The organism is Arthrobacter sp. B0316-1-20 (assembly GCF_059091865.1).
Map to the genome: position 1 here is coordinate 112,406 of NZ_JBNHHC010000008.1, position 17,171 is coordinate 129,576.

Consider the following 17,171-nt stretch of genomic DNA (forward strand, 5'->3'; position numbering starts at 1 on the left):
GTGGGCTCAATATTTCGAGGGAACGGCCGCGGTGACGGTGGCGACGGCGTTTTCGAAGCGTTCGAGGCCGGTGGCGATTTCTTCGGCGGTGACGATAAGGGCGGGGATCAGGCGGACGACATTGGCTGCGGGCCCGCAGGTGAGGGTGAGCAGGCCGAGGCGGGTCGTGGCCTGTTGGACTGCTGCCGCGGTGGCGGCGTCGGGGCCGCCGGCTTCGGTGGTGAATTCAATGCCTTGCATCAGGCCCTTGCCGCGGACGTCGCCAATGGCGGGGACGCGGGCTTGGATTTCCTTCAGCCCGGCCTGGAGTTGCTCGCCGCGGATCCGTGAGTTTTCCACCAACCCTTCGTCACGAATGACATCGAGGGTGGCGACGCCGGCGGCGGCAGAGACCGCATTCCCGCCGTAGGTCCCGCCCTGGGACCCGGGCCAGCCCCTGGACATCAGTTCGGTGGAAGCGGCGATTGCGGAGATCGGAAATCCGGAGGCGATGCCCTTCGCAGTGATGAGGATATCCGGGGTGGCGGCGGAGTACTGGTGCCCCCAGAACTTGCCCATGCGGCCCACGCCTGTCTGGACTTCGTCGAAGATCAGCAGGATGCCGTGCCGGTCGGCACGTTCGCGCAGTCCCTCCAGGAACGCCGCCGGGGTGGGCAGATACCCACCCTCGCCGAGGGCCGGTTCGACCAGGAATGCTGCGGTGTCGTTGGGCGCGGTGCGGGTTTGCAGCAGGTAGTCCAGTTCCTTCAATGCGAATTCCACGGCGGCCGCCTCCTCCCAGCCGTAGCGGTAGGCGTAGGGGAAGGCGGACATGTGCACCCCCGACATCAGCGGGGAGAACCCTGCGGAGAACTTCGTTCCGGCGGTGGTCAGCGAAGCCGCCGCAACCGTCCGACCATGGAAACCGCCCTGGAACACTACGAGGTTTGGCCGGCCCGTGGCCATTCTGGCCAAACGGATCGCAGCCTCCACCGCCTCCGATCCGGAATTGGCATAAAACACCGAGTCCAGGCCTTCCGGCAGCACCTCGCCAAGCTTCTCGGTCAACGCCAGCAACGGCTTGTGCATCACCGTGGTGTACTGGGCGTGAATGATCTTTCCCACCTGATCGCGGGCCGCCTCCACTACCCGCGGGTGGCAATGACCCGTGCTCGTCACCCCAATGCCGGTAGTGAAATCAAGGTACGTTTTACCATCGGTCGCGTAGATCCAACTGCCCAGGGCGTGATCGACTGTCAGTGGGGTCGCCTGCTTCAACAGAGGGCTAAGGGAGGCCATGCGTCCCATGATGCGCGTCACATTATTTTATTGTCAACAATCGTCGATCAAGTTAGGGTCAGAGTGGGATACCGCGGATTTGCGCGGAGGCACCGCTCAATCGCCGGGGCGCCCCGCGGTTCTTGATGATTTTCCGAAAACACAAGGAGCAACCATGAGCACAGCATCAGCCGTCGTTGCGCGACAGGGTGTCCTGGCCGACGCCCTGGTCCCCAGCACCGCCTTGGCCAACACCGCGCTGGTTGTGGGCGGGGCAGGCCTGACCGCCGTCATGGCGCAGCTGGCCGTGCCGCTGTGGCCGGTCCCGATCACCGGCCAGACCCTGGCCGTCCTGCTGGTCGGCAGCACGCTGGGCCCGGTCCGCGGCATGCTGTCGATGGCACTGTACTGGGTGGCCGGCGTGGCTGGCATGCCGGTGTTCAGCGACGCATCCTCCGGCCTGGCCGCCGCCGTTGGCCCGACCGGCGGCTACCTGGTGGGCTTCATCGCCGCCGCGGGACTGACCGGATGGCTGGCCAAGCGCAACTGGGACAAGAAGTTCCTGGGCGCCACCGTTTCATTCTTGGCGGGCACCGTGATCACCTTCGTCTTCGGCATGGCCTGGCTGGCCATTTCTTTGGGCGCCGACCTGCAGCAGACGCTCGAGTGGGGCCTATACCCGTTCATCATCGGCGGCATCGTGAAGTCGCTGATCGCGGCAGCGGCCATGCCGGCCGCGTGGAAGCTGGCGGCCCGGCTGCCCAAGGACTCTGCCCGCGCCTAAGGGACTCGACCCGCCCGCTTGGAATGCCCCTGCTCTAGGACGTGATGCCACCTGAGGATACTCGTATCGTGTCCACTTGAATTCCGGGCTCCCTCAATGCTTGTTCCAACAAGACGCCGCCGCTGCACCGAGTCCAGTTCAGGTGTCGTCCGGGAATGCTGAGTAGCGATCCGGTCGGGATCCTGTTCGGCGCCCCTTAGCGCGTGCCCCGCTTTGTTGGTAGAGGGCCAGGACGACGGCGAGCATGGCTGCGGCGGCGATCTGCTGCCACTCTCCCTCGAACGCCTTGAGCTTTTCCGAGCCGGAGGCGTTGAAGGACCCGTGAAGGAGGCCGACGATGAGGATGCTTCCGCCCGTGCCCAGATACACCATGCCTGCCAGGAGCCTGAAAATCGGGGCGAAGAGGAACAGGACCGCCCAGTAGAAAAGCACCTCCTGGACGGGCGTCCCCGTGAAGCCTTTGTCCGCGAAGGCGAGGGGGAGGTGGATGAGGGCAAAGGGTAAGGCTGTCAGCAGCGAGCCGGCGATCAGGCCCCACCGCTCCATCAGCCGGTGCTGTACCACGGCGGTCCAGGCCAGTTCCTCCCAGATATTCGCCAGCACAGCCCCGACGAGGATGGCATTGAGGAAATAGTTGCCGGTTTCAGCGGCCCAGCCGGCTTCCGGTTGCCGAAAAGACCCGGTCGCCGCGGCGATCAGCAGGGTCAGCACGGGTATGGCGAGCAGGGCGGCGATATACCAGCCGACGCCTACCCGCCAGCGGACAGCCTGCCGAAAAAGGCCCCGGACCGCCTTCCCGCCGCCGGAGGCTGCGGTCACGAGGACCGCAGTACTCAGCAGGATCAGCAGCTCTGCCAGGAGCCCGGGCACAACGTTGCCCAGCAAAACGATCGATATCGCCTGCGCCGCCCACGTCAGCCCGATCGCAATGACCACAAAGGCAGTTACCGGATGCCGGGCGATCAGGCGTCCCGCACGGCCTCCGCGGGGAGATGGCGCCGGTTCGGCTCTCGAGGCACCGTTATCCATGCTCACCCATTCCATGATCAGGCGGCCAAGCCCGGCTCCCGGGACTGCAACGGGTGGCGGCTGCAAGGGGGAGCGGGCGGTATGGCCGACACTTTTCTCCGCTGCCGGATTTGTGTCAAGCGCTGAAGTCCGACCGGCCGCGGTCCCGGAAGCATCCCCGGGGATGCCGGAAAGGGGAGCGCAGTCGGGCCGGTCAATCGTCGGAGAGAGGGCCCCGGCGATCGACGCAAACAGACGGGTTATTCGGAGTTTGGGCGCCTGCGGTTGCGCTTGGTCTCCGAGCGCAACCGTTTCGATTCGAGCCGGCGGCGCCGCGAGCCAGCCGTGGGCCGGGTTGCCCGCCGGACGACCGGCGGAGTCACCGCGTCCCGCAGGAGTGCGACGAGGCGTTGCCGCGCCGCAGCCCTGTTTTGCCGCTGGGAGCGGTGTTCGGAGGCGCTGATGGTGAGCACCGTGCCCGAGATCCTCTCGGAGAGCCTGGCGACGGCTCGTTCGCGTTGGGTCTCGCTGAGCGCCGTTGTGGTGCCCAGATCGAGACTGAGCTGCACGCGTGAGTCGGCGGTGTTGACGCTCTGGCCGCCGGGGCCCGAGGCTCGGGAGAACTGCTCGACCAGCTCTCCCGCCGGCACCCGGAGGCCGCGGGGCGCGCCGGGTCCCGGGGGCACAAGCAGGTCATCCACACGATTTATTGTGCCGCAACTCCGACGCGGCGCAGCTGGCGGAGGGCTTCTTTTTTGTCCTCCCGGCTCGCTAGCATGTCGCGCATGGCCATCAAACTGGAGAACGTCGGCATCGCCGTTCGCGACCTCGAAGCAGCGATCGCCTTCTTCACCGACCTCGGCCTGACGGTCCTCGGCCGCGACACGGTCAGCGGTGACTGGACCGACACCGCCGTCGGGCTCGATGGCAACCACGCCAACATCGCGATGCTCCAGACCCCGGACGGCCACGGCCGGCTCGAGCTTTTCGAGTACCTCCACCCCGAAGCGATCGAGTCGACGCCCACCCGCCCGAACGAGATCGGCATGCACCGGGTCGCTTTCTCGGTCGACGATTTGGACAAGGCCCTCGAAATAGCCGCGAAACACGGCTGCCGGCCGCTTCGCGGGGTGGCGACCTACGAGGACGCCTATAGGCTCACGTACGTCCGCGGTCCCAGCGGCATCATCGTGATGCTCGCCGAGGAACTGAAGAAGAACTGACCGGTGCCGGTGTCGCCGTGGGAACCCGGCACACCCAGCGTGAAGGGGCGGAACGATCATGGGAACCCTCGCCTTCGTGGCAACAACGTCCATCGACGGCTACGTCGCCGATGCCGACGGCGACTTCCAGTGGACGGGCCCGAGCGATGCCGTGTTTGCCGTGCACCTCGAGCGCATGGCGGAGGTGTCCACCGAGGTGCTCGGGCGGAGAACCTATGCGTTGATGGGGTACTGGGACACCTATCCGGATGGCGAGGACCGTCCTGTGGCTGAGCGGGAGTTCGCCCGGCGCTGGCGGGGCCTGGACAAGGTCGTGGTGTCGTCGACCATGACAGTCGAAGAGCTCACCTCGGACCGGGCACGCATCGTGCCGCGCCTGAGCCTGGTCGAGCTGCAGCGGGTCGTGGAGGGTGCGAAGGGTGTAGTCGAGATCTTCGGGCCCACGGTCGCGGCAGACGCAATCCGTGCGGGCCTGATTGACGACTTCCGGTTCTTCGTGGTGCCAAAGATGGTGGGCGGAGGCCTGCGTGCCCTGCCCGACGACGTGCACCTCGACCTGCGCCTTACCGAACACAGAATCTTCGACAACGGCATCGCGTACCTGAGATACGTGCCTCGACAACCCGCCGAGGCACGATAAGGATGCTGGACCTGCTGGGTGGCGCGGACGTGAAAAGGTGCCGAGGACGGCACCTGCACCCTGCCCCTCGGGGGGTTCGGCTACAAGTGGTTGCGCCTGCAGCATCCCGAGGACCGGCGGCTCCCATAGGCCGTCGCGAAGGACGACGGCGACGCGCTTTAGGGCCCGAACACCATCCGTTGTACTGCGCCGCGTGGCAGCCCGCGGCTGCAAGTAGACCTGCCGCTGACGAAGGGCAAGCATTATTGTCGAGTCCCGGTATTGTCCGCAGGCGCTGAGAGGTGCCTACTGGTGGGAGGAGCCCGAACCAGCGGTATGGCTTGCCGAGGGGTTGTGCACGGCCTCGAAATTGCGCCTCTAATATGCAGCGGCAGGCGGGGCTCCGGCTGATAAACCATTGGAGGTAGCCATGTTCGCACGAGTCAGCACTTACGGAGGCAACCAGGACACTTCCAGCGGGCCCCCGGAGGATCTCGTCACCCGGGTGCTGGAACTCCCCGGTTGCCGGGGCTTCTATTTCCTGAACGGGAAGGGGAACGGCAAATCTTTATCCATCGCGCTGTACGACACGGAAGAAAACCTGGCTGGAAGTAAGGAAAGGGCGAAGAGTCTCCGCTCTGAGGCAAGCAACTCCCTATCGTTGGAGATCCTCGACGTCGAAGAGTATGAAGTCGCCACCGCCGAGCTCAACGACTAGCGAGCTCAACGGCTAAGCGGCTGCCTTCAAGCGTCGGATGACCCGGGTACGGCCCGGTGGCGCGGGCTGTCCGGGTTCATGAGTGAGTGTTTGCGGCTGTAGAACAGGTAGATGGCCAGGCCGATGATCAGCCAGACCACGAAGCGCAGCCAGGTTTCCCAGTGCAGCTGGAGCATCAGGAAGCCGGAGGCCAGGACCCCGAAGGCCGGGACGACCGGCATCCACGGCAGCCGGAAAGTCCGCGGCACCTCGGGACGGGTGCGCCTCAGCACGATTACGGCCACACAAACCACCACGAAGGCGGCCAGGATGCCGATGTTGGTGAGGTCCGCCACGGCCCGGATGGGGAACACTCCGGCCAGCAGCGCCGACGCGATGCCGGCGATCCAGGTCACCCGCTGCGGGGTGCCGTGCCGGTCCGTCGCCGCAAACCAGGACGGCAGCAGCCCGTCGCGGCTCATGGAGAACCACACCCGGGTCACGCCCAGCAGGAAGGTGAGCATCACGGTCAGGATCGAAACAACGGCGAAGGCGGCAATGATCGTGGCCACGACCGGCAGCCCGACCGACTCGAAGGCGGACGCGAACCCCGCGGTGGGGCTGATGTCCCTGTAGTTCTGCATGCCGGTCAGCACCAGGGTGGCCAGCACATAGAGAGTCATCGCGATGGCCAGCGACAGCAGGATCGCCTTCGGCATGTGCTTCTTGCCGTCGACGGATTCCTCTGCCGCCGTGCTCATCGCGTCATAGCCGAACACCGCGAAGAACACGGTGGCGGCTCCGGCCAGTACCGGACCGAATCCGGAGGGCATAAACGGGTTGTAGTTGCCCGGGTTCACGAAGAAGAACCCCAGCCCGATGATGAAGAGGATCAGCAGGATCTTCAGCCCCACCGCTATCAGTTCGAACCGGCCGAAGGTGCGGGTCCCGCGGCTGAGGATCCAGGTAATCAGCAGGCAGACCACGATGGCCGGCAGGTTGACCACGCCGCCCTCGACCGTGTCGGCGGTGCCCTCCATCCACGCCGGGACCTGGACGCCGATGCCCTCCATAAAGGCGCTGAAATAGCCCGAGATGCCGATGGCGACGACGGCGACGATGGCAGTGTATTCCAGCAGCAGGTCCCAGCCGATGAACCAGCCGATGACCTCCCCCAGGGCCACATAGCCATAGGTGTAGGCCGAACCGGCAAACGGGATCATGCCCGCGAATTCCGCGTACGACAGGGCCGCCGCCGCGCTGGCCAGGCCGGCAATGAGGAACGAAATGAGCACCGCCGGGCCGACCGGAGCCGCCTCGGGGCCGCCGTTGGCCACCAGCCCGGCCAACGTGAAAATGCCGATGCCGATGATCCCGCCGACGCCGATCGCGGTCAGCTGCCACACGCCCAGGCTTTTGGACAGATGGCTTTCCCCGCTCTCCTCCGCCAGCTCCGTGATCGGCTTGCGCCGGAGGAGGGACTGGGAACCGCTCCAAGTAGCCATGCCAGACTCCGATGTTCGCGCCTGCATCTGCGGCCGGAGCCTGCGCCAGGGGCGGCTCCGTCCCGCCGATGCCCCGTACGTGTCCGAGTATGGACCGCGCGCTGCCCGCAGGGAATACCTTGCCGGCCCTCACGTGCAAAACCGGCAAACTCCGGCCCCGGTCTGGCCCGCGGCGGGTAGCTTCGAGACAGGGACAAGCCGAAGACCGTGGACGAGTACCAGGCGGCGTTCCCCGCAGGCGCCCGCTCGCTGCTGGGGGAGCAGCCTGTGCCCCGGAGCTGCTCCTCCGCCGTCGTCGTTTTCCCCTGTTGTAGAGAAATTGGATGGGTTAGGGTGGGCCCATGTCGCGGTTCAGCTTCCTGGAGTGGCCGGTGGTACGGCAGTTCCGCACGAGTGATTCACTCGGGCGGGGCGAGGCCGTGACCTCGCAGCGGACCCGTGAAATCGCTCCCCGGACGTCCACCGCGGACCGCGTGGTGCAGAGCGTGTGTCCATACTGCGCGGTGGGCTGCGGCCAGCGTGTCTTCGTCAAGGACGAAAAGGTTGTGCAGATCGAGGGCGACCCGGATTCGCCGATCTCCCGCGGCCGGCTCTGCCCCAAGGGATCCGCAAGCGAGCAGCTGGTCAACGCGCCCGGCCGGCAGACGAGGGTGCTCTACCGGGCGCCCCACGCCAAGGACTGGCAGCACCTTGACCTGGACACCGCCGTCGACATGATTGCCGACAGGTTCCTCGACGCGCGCCGGAACACATGGCAGCAAAGCGATGAGCACGGCCGGCCGCTCCGGCGGACCATGGGCATCGCCGGGCTGGGCGGGGCGACCCTCGACAACGAAGAAAACTATCTGATCAAGAAACTCTTCACCGCTGCGGGCGCCATCCAGCTCGAGAACCAGGCCCGCATTTGACACTCCGCAACGGTTCCCAGTTTGGGAACCTCGTTCGGACGCGGCGGCGCGACGCAATCGCTGCAGGACATGGCCAACGCCGACTGCATCGTCATCCAGGGCTCCAACATGGCCGAGTGCCATCCCGTGGGCTACCAGTGGGTGACGGAAGCCAGGGCCCGCGGCGCGAAGGTCATCCATGTGGATCCTCGGTTTACCCGCACCAGCGCGGTGGCAGACAGGCACGTGCCCATCCGTGCCGGTTCGGACATCGTGCTGCTGGGCGCCCTGATCAATTACGTGATCAGCAACGATCTGTGGTTCAAGGATTACGTGCGGGCCTATACCAATGCGGCGACCCTGGTGAACCAAGAGTTCCGTGACACCGAGGACCTGGACGGGCTGTTCTCCGGATTCGATCCGGAAACGGGCCAGTACGACCTCGCGTCCTGGGCCTATGAACGGAAGGCGGAGGCCGGAGAAGCCGGCGGCCACGAACACGGCGCCGACACCGCGGACCGGGCGACCGGGCACCAGTACGGCAGCGGAGGGCCGACCCTGGCCCACCCCGATTTCGAGCAGGACCCCACGCTGGAGCACCCGCGGACGGTGTTCCAGATCCTGAAACGGCACTATGCCCGGTACACCCCGGAGATGGTCCGGGACGCCTGCGGCATTTCCCTGGCGGATTTCGACTACCTGGCGCGGGCGGTCACGGAGAACTCCGGCCGCGACCGGACCACCTGCTTTGCGTATTCCGTCGGCTGGACCCAGCACACCGTGGGCGCGCAGTACATCCGGACCGCGGCGATCCTGCAGCTCCTGCTGGGCAACATGGGCCGGCCGGGCGGGGGAATCATGGCGCTGCGCGGCCATGCCAGCATCCAGGGCTCCACCGACATCCCGACCCTGTTCAACCTGTTGCCCGGCTACCTCCCCATGCCGAAGGCCGAGATGGAGACGTTGCAGGACTACCTCGGCGGCATCGCGTCGCCGGACCAAAAGGGCTACTGGGCCGACGCCGATGCCTACACCATCAGCCTGCTCAAGGCCTGGTGGGGCGACGCGGCCCGTGAGGACTCGGACTGGGGCTACGGCTACCTTCCGCGCATCAACGGCCCGCACGGGACCTACCAGACAGTCATGGGCATGCTTGCCGATGAGGTCGAGGGCTACTTCCTGTTCGGCCAGAACCCCGCGGTCGGATCCGCCAACGGGCGCATGCAGCGCCTTGGCATGTCCCATCTGAAATGGCTGGTGGTGCGCGACCTGAACCTCATCGAGTCGGCGACGTGGTGGAAGGACGGCCCCGAGATCGCCACGGGCGAGCTGCGGACCGAGGACATCGGCACCGAAGTATTTTTCCTGCCGGCGGCGACGCACGTGGAAAAGGCCGGAACCTTCACGCAGACCCAGCGGCTCCTGCAATGGCGGCACCAGGCCATCCAGCCGCCGGGGGACTGCCGCAGCGAACTGCAGTTCTTCTACGAGCTGGGCCAACGCCTCCGGGCAAAGCTGGCGGATTCGACCGATGAACGGGACCGGCCGCTGCTGGACCTCACGTGGGACTATCCCACCGACGAACACGGCGACCCCGACGGCGAGGCGGTGCTTGCGGAAATCAACGGCCGGCATCTCACCGGTCCCCGCGCCGGCATGCCCCTCTCGTCGTACACCGAGATGCGCCCCGACGGCTCGACCTCGGGAGGATGCTGGATCTATACGGGCGTGTATGCCGACGGCATCAACCACGCCGCCGACCGCAAGCCCGGCCAGGAACAAGGGCCGGTCGCCTCCGAGTGGGGCTGGGCCTGGCCGGCGAACCGGCGGATCCTCTACAACCGCGCGTCGGCGGACCCCGACGGCAAGCCCTGGAGCGAACGCAAGAAGTACATCTGGTGGGACCCGGAGCAGAACCGGTGGACCGGGGAGGACGTCCCCGATTTCCCGCTGGACCGCGCTCCCGGGAGCAGGCCGGATCCGACGGCCGGCGGCGCCGCCGCGCTGGCCGGAGACGACCCCTTCATCATGCAGGCCGACGGCAAGGGGTGGCTGTTCGCGCCCAAGGGCATGGTGGACGGGCCGCTGCCGACCCACTACGAGCCACAGGAATCTCCGGTCGCCAACCCGCTCTACGGGCAGCAGCAGAATCCCGCCCGCCTCACCTTCCCGCGCGCAGACAATCTCAGCGCGCCGAGTGCCAACGTGCCCGGTGCGGACATCTACCCCTTTGTGTTCACCACGTACCGCTTGACCGAACACCACACGGCCGGCGGGATGAGCCGGTGGCTGCCGTACCTCTCGGAGCTGCAGCCGGAGATGTCCTGCGAAGTGTCGCCGGAATTGGCGGCGGAACGCGGCCTGGAACCGTACGGCTGGGCGACGATCGTCTCGCCGCGGGCAGCCATCGAGGCCAAGGTGCTCGTGACCGAACGGATGAAGCCGCTGGTCGTCGGCGGGCGCACGGTGCACCAGATCGGGGTGCCCTACCACTGGGGCGTCGGACAGGAAGCGGTCATCAGCGGGGACGCAGCCAACGATCTGCTGGGCGTGACTCTCGACCCCAACGTACAGATCCAGGAATCCAAGGCCGGATCGTGCGACATCCTCCCGGGCCGCCGTCCCCGGGGCCCGGAACTGCTCGCCCTGGTCGCCGAATACCAGGCCCGCGCCGGGGTGACGCCCGAGACCGGCAGCGACAAGATCACCCACCCCGGCCCCGTGCCGGGCGATGACACCACGAGGGAAGGCTCATGAACCGGCTGACCGAAGCGCCCGGGGACATTCCGCACACCGGACACCCGCGCAAGGGCTTCTTCACGGACACCTCGATCTGCATTGGCTGCAAGGCGTGCGAGGTGGCCTGCAAGGAATGGAACCGCAATCCCGCCGACCCGCAGCACGAGCTGCTGCAGTCCTCCTACGACAACACCGGCTCGCTGGGAGCCGACACGTGGCGCCACGTCGCCTTCGTCGAGCAGGACCGCGGGCGGATCGAAAAGGCGCGCGACTCCGGGCGCGCACTCGTCAGCCTCGGCATGCCCGGCATCGGCCCGCCGGGAAGCGCGGCTGCAGCAGGGAAGCCTCCGGGCCTGGATACCACGCCCCCCGATACGCCCGATTTCCGCTGGCTGATGTCCTCGGATGTGTGCAAGCACTGCACCAACGCCGGGTGCTTGGACGTGTGCCCCACCGGTGCGCTGTTCCGCACCGAGCACGGCACCGTGGTGGTGCAGGACGACGTCTGCAACGGTTGCGGCACCTGCGTCGCGGGATGCCCGTTCGGCGTGATCGAACGGCGCAGCGACGGCACGGCAGGACCGAAGACAGAGCGCGACTTCACCCCGGGGGAACAGGCCCCGACCCGCAACGTCGGTGTCGCCCAGAAGTGCACGCTGTGCTACGACCGGATCACCGACGGCCAGACGCCGGCCTGCGCCCAGGCGTGTCCCACGACGTCGATCAAGTACGGCGAGCGCGAGGAAATGGTGGCCACCGCGAAGCAGCGGGTAGCAGAACTCCACTCGCAGGGGCTGACCGAGGCACGCCTCTACGGGGCCAACGATGCCGACGGCGTTGGCGGCACCGGTTCCGTGTTCCTGTTGCTCGACGAACCGGAGGTGTACGGGCTGCCGCCGGACCCGCGGGTGCCCACGGCGGACCTGCCGCGCATGTTCAAACGGGCCGGCATCGCCGCGGCCGGGATGTTGGCCGCGGCCACGGCCGCCTTCCTGACGGGAGGTCGCGGGTGACCGTCTCCGACTTCGACAGCTACCGCCCGCCCGAGCCGCCGCGCCGCTCCCGGCGCGGCGGCAAGCGGCGCCGCGCCGGGACCGGAGACGGCTCGGGCGAAATGCCGGTGGTGCCGGAGGCACGGTTCGCCTCCTACTACGGCCGGCCGGTGGTCAAGCCGCCGCCGTGGGGAGACCCGATAGCCCTCTACCTCTTCCTGGGCGGCGTGGCCGGCGGCTCGGCGCTGCTCGGACTCGGCGGGCAATTGACGGGCCGGCGTGCGCTGTGCCGCAACAGCCGCCTGTCCGCCCTCACGGCAGTCGGGTTCGGTGCCGTGGCGCTGATCGAAGACCTGGGCCGGCCCGAGCGGTTCCTCAACATGCTGCGCACCATCAAGCCCACCTCGCCCATGAGCCTGGGCTCCTGGATCCTCGCCGCCTTCAGCGCCGGTGCCGGGATTTCCGCGGCGTCCGAAATCGACCGCCTGACCGGCTCCCGGCTGCCGCTGGGGCCGCTGCGCCCGGTGCTGCGCGCGCTCGAGGGCCCGGCGGGCGTAGGGGCCGCGGTGTTCGCGGCACCGCTCTCCGCCTACACCGCGGTTCTCTTGTCGGACACGGCGAACCCGACCTGGAATGCCGGGCGTGACAACCTGCCCTTCGTTTTCGTCAGTTCTGCCAGCCTCGCCGCGGCCGGTCTTGCCATGATCACGACCCCGGTCCGCGAAGCCGGGCCCGCCCGGGCGCTCGCGGTCCTGGGCGTCGCCGGTGAGGTCATCGCCACCCGGGCCCTGGAACGCGGCATGGACCCGGTGGCCGCAGAACCCCTCCACGAGGGTGCCCCCGGGCAAATGCTCAGGTGGAGCGAGCGGCTGGCCGTCGCCGCCGGCGTGGGGGTGCTCGCCGTCGGCAGGCACAGGCCGGCGGCCGCGGCGTGCGGCACGGCGCTGCTGGCCGCCTCGGCGCTGACGCGGTTCGGCATTCTGCGTGCCGGCATCCGCTCGGCGGAGGATCCCCGCTACACGATCGAGCCGCAGAAGAAGCGGCTCGCGGCTCGGCGCCGCGCGGGCACCGTCCACGATTCGATCACGACCGCCGGCTAATTCGGCCGGCCGCGGGTCTAGCGCACCTCGATCCCGGGTCCCGGAACGGTCTGCCCCACCACCGGGTGCCCGGGCAGTTCCCCGACCACGAGCAATCCGCCGGAAGTCTGCGCGTCGGCCAGCAGCAGCAGGTCATCCTCCGTGATGCCTGCCCCCGGCCGCAGGTGCGGGCGGACCCATTCGAGGTTGCGCCGGGTGCCGCCGGAGATGTAGCCGTCCCGCAGCGCCTCCCGCGCGCCGGCGACGAGCGGCACGGCCTTCCGGTCGATGACCGCACCCACGCCGGACGCGCGGCACATCTTGTAGAGGTGCCCGAGGAGGCCGAACCCGGTGACGTCCGTCGCCGCGCGCACGCCGCCGCGCACCGCCGCGTCCGCGGCCTCCCGGTTCAGCTGCGTCATCACCGCGACCGCCTCATCGAAGACCTCCCCGGTCCTCTTGTGCCGGTTGTTGAGCAGGCCGAGGCCGATCGGCTTGGTGAGCGTGAGGGGCAGCCCGGGCCGGGCCGCGTCATTGCGCATCAGCTTGCCGGGATCGGCGATGCCGGTCACCGCCATCCCGTACTTCGGTTCCGGGTCGTCCACCGAGTGCCCGCCCGTCACCGGACAGCCCGCCCCGGACGCCACGGCGAGCCCGCCCCGCAGCACTTCGGTCAGCAGTTCCATAGGCAGGACGTCACGGGGCCAGCCGACCAGGTTGATCGCGCTGACCGGGCGGCCGCCCATGGCATAGATGTCCGAGAGGGCGTTCGCCGCCGCGATCCGGCCCCAGTCATACGCGTCGTCGACCACGGGAGGGAAGAAGTCCGCCGTCGAGAGCACCGCGAGGTCCCCGCCGACCCGCACGGCGGAGGCGTCGTCGCCGTCGTCGAGCCCCACCAGGACGTCGGGGTTGGTTTGGCCGGTCAGGCCGCGGACCACGTCCTCGAGCTCGCCGGGCGGAATCTTGCAGGCGCACCCTCCGCCGTGTGCGTATCCCGTGAGCCGGACTGCTGCTGCGGACTCTTCTGCGACGCCGGTGATCCCGTTCATGGTCACAGCATAGGAGCGGCGGGCCGGTGTTACCATGCTCGTGGAGGCGTCCGGGTCCTGGTGGGCCCCCCGGTCTTCAAAACCGGTGAGGCCGAGTACCTCGGCCTGGCGGGTTCGATTCCCGTCCGCTTCCGCCAGCTGCACAGCTGAAGGTGACCCGGAAGGAGGGCCGTGGGCCAGAATGACCCGCGCCGGCACATTCCGCGCACCGACCAGCTGCTCGCCCACCCGGAACTTCTCCACGCACGCGTGCGCCTCGGCGACGACGCCATCCGTTCCACCGTCAGGGAGGTGCAGGACCAGGCGCGTCGCGGCGACCTTGCCCCGGAAGACGTCGAGGCGACGGTTCTGACCGCGGTGGCTTCCCGCACGGCCAGCTCGTTGCGGCCGGTGCTGAACGCCACCGGCGTCATCGTCCACACGAATCTGGGACGCGCTCCGCTCTCCGGGTCAGCACGCCAGGCGGTGCTGTCGGCGGCCGGCTATGTCGACGTCGAGATGGATCTGCCCACCGGCGGACGGTCCCGGCGCGGGGCCGGTACGCGGCAGGCTTTGCTGGACGCCTGCCCGGCCGCCGAGGAAGCGCTGGTGGTCAACAACGGCGCCGCGGCCCTGGTGCTGGCCACTACCGCCCTGGCCGGGTCCCGCGAAGTGGTCATCAGTCGCGGCGAGCTCGTCGAGATCGGGGCCGGCTTCAGGCTTCCCGAGCTGATTGAATCGACCGGTGCCCGGCTGCGCGAGGTGGGCACCACCAACCGGACGCACCTGGAGGACTACGCCTCGGCGATCGGCGCGCAGACCGGCTGCCTGCTCAAGGTGCACCCGAGCAATTTCCGGGTCAGCGGGTTCACCGCGGACGTCGGCATCGGCCGGCTCCGGTCCCTGGCCGAGGAACACCGGATCCCGCTGGTCGTGGATCTGGGCAGCGGCCTGCTCCAACCAGACCCGGTGCTGCCCCGGGAACCGGACATCTCCGGTGCGCTCGCCGCCGGCGCCGACGTCGTCATCGCCAGCGGTGACAAGCTTTTCGGCGGCCCCCAGGCGGGACTGCTTTTGGGCCGGGCCGCGGTCATCACCCGGCTGGCCCGCCATCCGCTCGCGCGGGCGATGCGGGCAGACAAACTGACGCTGGCCGCGGTGGAGGCGACGCTCACCGGAGAACAGACGCCGGTGGCGGCGGCCCTGCACGCCGATCCCGGCCGGCTGCGGCAGCGCACGGAGCGCCTGGCGGCCAGCGCCGGCGGCCGTGTGGTGGAGCACGACGGCAGGGTCGGCGGCGGGGGAGCGCCCGGGGTGCCGCTGCCCGGGTGGGCCGTCCGGCTGCCCGAAGGGGCCGCCCGACGGCTGCGGACGGGCGACCCCGTGGTGTTGCCCCGGGTCCACCGCGGTGCCTGCCTGGTGGACCTGCGCTGCGTGCCCGAGGCCGACGACGAGCGGCTCGCCGCCGCCGTGCGCTCGGCGCTGGCGCATATCGACGACCAGCAGCGAACCACGGGCTCCTGACATGTTCGTGGTGGCCACCGCGGGACACGTCGATCACGGCAAAAGCACCCTCGTGCGCGCGCTCACCGGAATGGAGCCCGACCGCTGGGCCGAGGAACGGCGCCGCGGCCTGACCATCGACCTGGGTTTTGCCTGGACCGTGCTCCCGTCGGGCAGGGACGTGGCGCTCGTGGACGTGCCCGGGCACGAGAAGTTCCTGGGCAATATGCTGGCCGGGCTCGGTCCCGTTCCCGCCGTGTGTTTCGTCGTCGCCGCGGACGAAGGCTGGCAGGCCCAGTCCAGCGACCATCGGGACGCCGTCGCGGCGTTGGGCATCAACCACGGGCTGGTGGTGCTGACCCGCAGCGACCGCGCCCCGGGCCGGGCGGACGAGGTCCTCGCGCGGGTGCGTGCGGAGCTGGCGGGCACCGGGCTGCACGACGCGCCGGCAGTCGCCGTGTCCGCGGTCACGGGAGCCGGCCTCGACGAGCTGCGCAAGGTACTGGATACGACCCTGTCCTCCATCCCCGCTCCCGACCCCTCGGGCCGCGTGCGGTTGTGGATCGACCGATCCTTCACGATCAGCGGCGCGGGAACGGTGGTGACCGGAACGCTGACAGCCGGCTGCCTGGCCGTGGGCGACCGCTTGCAGCTCGCGGGCCACGGCAGCCTCCGGCCGGTGTCGGTCCGGGGCCTGCACAGCCGCAACGAAGCCTTTCCGACCATTGGTCCGAGCAACCGGGTCGGCGTCAATCTGCGCGGCATGGCCGCCGGCGGCATCCGACGCGGCGACGTCCTCCTGTCCGAAGACGCCTGGCTCCTCGTGGACGGCATCGACGTCCGCCGCACGATGGGCGCGGCATTCCCCGACGGGCCGCGGCACCTGCTCGCCCACATCGGCACCGCAGCCGTGCCGTGCCGGGTGCGCCCGTTCAACGAGGACCACGCCCGGCTGACCCTCGACTGGCGGCTCCCGCTCGCGGTCGGGGACCGCCTGGTGCTGCGGGCCGACGGCAGCCGGTCGGTGCTGGCCGGAGTCCAAGTCCTCGACGTCGACCCGCCCGCGCTCGACCGCCGCGGGGACAGCGCCAGGCGCGCCGAAAGCCTGACGGCGATGCCTCCCGCCGGCGACGCGCTCATCGAGGTGGCCCGCCGGGGTGCCGTCCGCAGTGAACACCTCCGCCGGATGGGCGTCTCGGCGCCCAACAAGGTCCCCGACGGCGTCCGGGCGTTCGGCGAGTGGTGGGTGCACGCAACCGTCTTCGACGACTGGCGGCGGCGGCTTCGGGCCGCAGTGCTGGACCTGGGGGAGCGGGACCCGCTGGCGGCCGGCCTCTCCCGCGGAGCCGCCGTTGACCTGCTTGGACCGGCAGGAAACGCGGTTCTCGACGCGGCCGTCCGGGAGGCCGGGCTGGAACAGGTCGGCGGATACGTCCGGCTGCCGGGCCGGCACGGCGGCCTCGGCGCCGCCGAGGACGCGGTCAGCACGCTGGAGCGCCGCCTCAGATCCGACCCCTTCGCCGCCCCCGAAGCCCACGAGCTGAGGGCCCTGGGTCTCGGCAACCGTGAACTCGCCGCCGCCGAACGCAGCGGGCGCCTGCTCCGGTTTGCCGGCGGGGTTGTACTGCTTCCGCAGGCGCCCGCCCTGGCGATGCGGGAACTGGCCCGCCTGCCCGAGCCCTTCACGGCCAGCGAGGCACGGCGGGCTCTGGGCACCACCAGGCGGGTGGTCATCCCGCTGCTCGAACACCTCGACGCACGCGGTTGGACACGACGGCTCGACTCCGGCCAGCGGACCCTCGTGCGTCGGGCCCAATCGACGGGCTAAGGGGCCGCGGCGGTCGGCG

14 protein-coding genes and 1 tRNA gene are annotated in these 17,171 nt (G+C 69.0%); 10 read left to right on the plus strand and 5 right to left on the minus strand.

All coding sequences use genetic code 11. The annotated features are described in order from the left end of the window. Nucleotides 1-6 precede the first annotated feature (6 nt). Entirely contained in the window at nt 7-1,278 is a 1,272-nt protein-coding gene (locus AC5RW2_RS15280; protein WP_494074136.1) for an aspartate aminotransferase family protein, read from the minus strand. A 154-nt stretch (nt 1,279-1,432) separates the two neighbouring features. On the opposite strand from AC5RW2_RS15280, the gene AC5RW2_RS15285 reads away from it, so the two are divergent. After that, the gene (locus AC5RW2_RS15285; protein ID WP_494074137.1) at nt 1,433-2,041 is read left to right on the plus strand and encodes a biotin transporter BioY; all 609 of its coding nucleotides are present in this window, start codon (nt 1,433-1,435) and stop codon (nt 2,039-2,041) included. Nucleotides 2,042-2,179: 138 nt separating this feature from the next. Here AC5RW2_RS15285 and AC5RW2_RS15290 read toward each other — a convergent pair whose 3' ends face one another. Together AC5RW2_RS15290 and arfB are read right to left on the minus strand one after the other, a co-directional pair. Beyond that, on the minus strand, nt 2,180-3,070 hold the full coding sequence (locus tag AC5RW2_RS15290; protein WP_494074200.1) for a CPBP family intramembrane glutamic endopeptidase: 891 nt from the start codon (nt 3,068-3,070) through the stop codon (nt 2,180-2,182). A gap of 239 nt (nt 3,071-3,309) precedes the next feature. Next, the gene (gene arfB / locus AC5RW2_RS15295) at nt 3,310-3,750 is read right to left on the minus strand and encodes an alternative ribosome rescue aminoacyl-tRNA hydrolase ArfB (protein WP_494074138.1); all 441 of its coding nucleotides are present in this window, start codon (nt 3,748-3,750) and stop codon (nt 3,310-3,312) included. An 84-nt stretch (nt 3,751-3,834) separates the two neighbouring features. Here arfB and AC5RW2_RS15300 point away from each other — a divergent pair, with 84 nt between their 5' ends. The 3 genes from AC5RW2_RS15300 to AC5RW2_RS15310 all read left to right on the plus strand — a co-directional run bounded on the left by AC5RW2_RS15300 (nt 3,835) and on the right by AC5RW2_RS15310 (nt 5,609). Continuing rightward, the gene (locus AC5RW2_RS15300) at nt 3,835-4,272 is read left to right on the plus strand and encodes a VOC family protein (RefSeq protein WP_494012601.1); all 438 of its coding nucleotides are present in this window, start codon (nt 3,835-3,837) and stop codon (nt 4,270-4,272) included. Nucleotides 4,273-4,330: 58 nt separating this feature from the next. Continuing rightward, nucleotides 4,331-4,912: a dihydrofolate reductase family protein gene (locus AC5RW2_RS15305; RefSeq protein WP_494074139.1), complete on the plus strand. Its 582-nt coding sequence runs from the start codon at nt 4,331-4,333 to the stop codon at nt 4,910-4,912. A gap of 409 nt (nt 4,913-5,321) precedes the next feature. Further along, nucleotides 5,322-5,609 (plus strand): hypothetical protein, encoded by a 288-nt coding sequence (locus tag AC5RW2_RS15310; protein WP_494074140.1) that lies wholly within the window; start codon nt 5,322-5,324, stop codon nt 5,607-5,609. Between the two features lie 26 nt (nt 5,610-5,635). Here AC5RW2_RS15310 and AC5RW2_RS15315 read toward each other — a convergent pair whose 3' ends face one another. Next, nucleotides 5,636-7,093 carry an amino acid permease gene (locus tag AC5RW2_RS15315; RefSeq protein ID WP_494025507.1) on the minus strand — a complete coding sequence of 486 codons (1,458 nt, stop codon included), beginning with the start codon at nt 7,091-7,093 and terminating at the stop codon, nt 5,636-5,638. A 341-nt stretch (nt 7,094-7,434) separates the two neighbouring features. Here AC5RW2_RS15315 and fdh point away from each other — a divergent pair, with 341 nt between their 5' ends. From fdh to nrfD, 3 genes are read left to right on the plus strand one after another with little or no spacing between them, the layout of a single operon-like run. Then, nucleotides 7,435-10,737, plus strand: coding sequence for a formate dehydrogenase (fdh, locus tag AC5RW2_RS15320; RefSeq protein ID WP_494074141.1), 3,303 nt, complete (start codon nt 7,435-7,437; stop codon nt 10,735-10,737). Then, nucleotides 10,734-11,732 carry a 4Fe-4S dicluster domain-containing protein gene (locus tag AC5RW2_RS15325; RefSeq protein WP_494074142.1) on the plus strand — a complete coding sequence of 333 codons (999 nt, stop codon included), beginning with the start codon at nt 10,734-10,736 and terminating at the stop codon, nt 11,730-11,732. Before fdh ends, AC5RW2_RS15325 begins: the two co-directional genes overlap by 4 nt. Then, nucleotides 11,729-12,811 (plus strand): NrfD/PsrC family molybdoenzyme membrane anchor subunit, encoded by a 1,083-nt coding sequence (nrfD, locus tag AC5RW2_RS15330; protein WP_494074143.1) that lies wholly within the window; start codon nt 11,729-11,731, stop codon nt 12,809-12,811. The genes AC5RW2_RS15325 and nrfD overlap by 4 nt, the downstream gene beginning before the upstream one ends. Nucleotides 12,812-12,828: 17 nt before the next feature. On the opposite strand, the gene selD is transcribed toward nrfD, so the two are convergent. Next, nucleotides 12,829-13,842 carry a selenide, water dikinase SelD gene (gene selD / locus AC5RW2_RS15335; protein WP_494074144.1) on the minus strand — a complete coding sequence of 338 codons (1,014 nt, stop codon included), beginning with the start codon at nt 13,840-13,842 and terminating at the stop codon, nt 12,829-12,831. 42 nt (nt 13,843-13,884) lie between these two features. Here selD and AC5RW2_RS15340 point away from each other — a divergent pair. The 3 genes from AC5RW2_RS15340 (at nt 13,885) to selB (ending at nt 17,152) form a co-directional block, all read left to right on the plus strand. Further along, a tRNA-Sec gene (locus AC5RW2_RS15340) sits at nt 13,885-13,979 on the plus strand. Between the two features lie 34 nt (nt 13,980-14,013). After that, on the plus strand, nt 14,014-15,345 hold the full coding sequence (selA, locus tag AC5RW2_RS15345) for an L-seryl-tRNA(Sec) selenium transferase (protein WP_494074145.1): 1,332 nt from the start codon (nt 14,014-14,016) through the stop codon (nt 15,343-15,345). A gap of 1 nt (nt 15,346) precedes the next feature. Then, nucleotides 15,347-17,152, plus strand: coding sequence for a selenocysteine-specific translation elongation factor (gene selB / locus AC5RW2_RS15350; protein WP_494074146.1), 1,806 nt, complete (start codon nt 15,347-15,349; stop codon nt 17,150-17,152). Nucleotides 17,153-17,171: the final 19 nt, after the last annotated feature.